The following is a 1,104-nucleotide window of genomic DNA, read 5'->3' on the forward strand; positions in this document are numbered from 1 at the left end:
GCAGTTTCTGCGCCCGCTCGGCCTCTTCCACCGTCTTGATGCGGGCCGGATATTCGTAAAGCTCGCGCTTCGTCGCATCCGGCATCTGCACCAGCGACGGCGTCATCGTGCCCGGCACCATGCCCGGCGTCTCGAAATTCCAGTCGGCGCCCGCACGCTGGCCCGAGACATAGGAGAAACGCCGTGCCCAGTCGTTGATGTGGTTGCGATCCGAAGACCCCTGCGCCAGACGCACCGTCCCCTCCCCCTGCGCGGCCGGAGACGGCCCGAGCCAGCCGCTGGCGCTGTCGGCCACATGCAGCTTGTGGGAACCATCCTCATGGCTGAACCAGTAGAACAGGCCGTCCTCTTCGAAACGGCGGGTGAGATAATCCAGATCGGTCTCGTTCCACTGCACGCTGTAATGCTGGGCAGGCGGTGGCGAGATGATGCCCGATGTATCGGGGGCCGGAATGCCATGTTCGGAAAACAGCGTCTCGACGATCTCTATCGCCGTCTTGTCCATCCAGATACGGCAGTTCGTCAGCGCATAAGAGCGCATGCCGCGTGTGATCGGCGGGCCTTCATGCAGTTCCGTCACCAGGCCGTTGAAGGGGCGGCGAACACCGCCGCCATCGCCCTCGCCCTGGCTGATTTCGATGGAGATATCGACCAGCCGTCCGATCAGTTCCTCGGGCTTGACCGCTTCCTTCTTGGCACGCACCGTCAGGCGAATGTCGAAGAGCTGCGATACGCCCTCCTCGACGGACAGGCGCTCCGGAAGAAGCTGATCCTCTCCCAGAGGCGACTTGACCTTGAGCACACGACTCGCCTGAATGAAGTCAGAGGATGAGGGCTGGTCATTCATTGCGAACCTCGATAGCAGAGCTCAAAAAATCAATCGGCTGTCAAAATCTCGACAGAATGCAATCAAACATTGTGGCGAAACCAAGGATTCAACATGAATTCTACAACCTGGATACGCCAAATATCCATCGATGTTGGTTTCCGCGCAGAACTGAGCCGGTTTTTCCACCGAGAAGTGAGCCACCTCTGAGTATGGTTTTGTGATCAGGCTTTGGTCAAGGGATTGGCCTTTTCTCCTCTCTTCTGTGCTGCTGCAGC

The 1,104-nt window shown here is 59.0% G+C and carries 2 protein-coding genes; both read right to left on the minus strand.

What is annotated here, in order from left to right; genetic code table 11:
• Nucleotides 1-847 (minus strand): contractile injection system protein, VgrG/Pvc8 family (locus tag ACIK7D_RS27725; protein WP_400158171.1); only part of this gene is annotated, 847 nt, incomplete at its 3' end.
• 21 nt (nt 848-868) lie between these two features.
• A partial coding sequence (locus tag ACIK7D_RS27730) for a hypothetical protein (protein WP_400158172.1) occupies nt 869-1,104 on the minus strand: 236 nt, incomplete at its 5' end.

It is taken from the genome of Agrobacterium sp. P15N1-A (assembly GCF_044626815.1).
GTDB classification, from domain to species: domain Bacteria; phylum Pseudomonadota; class Alphaproteobacteria; order Rhizobiales; family Rhizobiaceae; genus Agrobacterium; species Agrobacterium leguminum.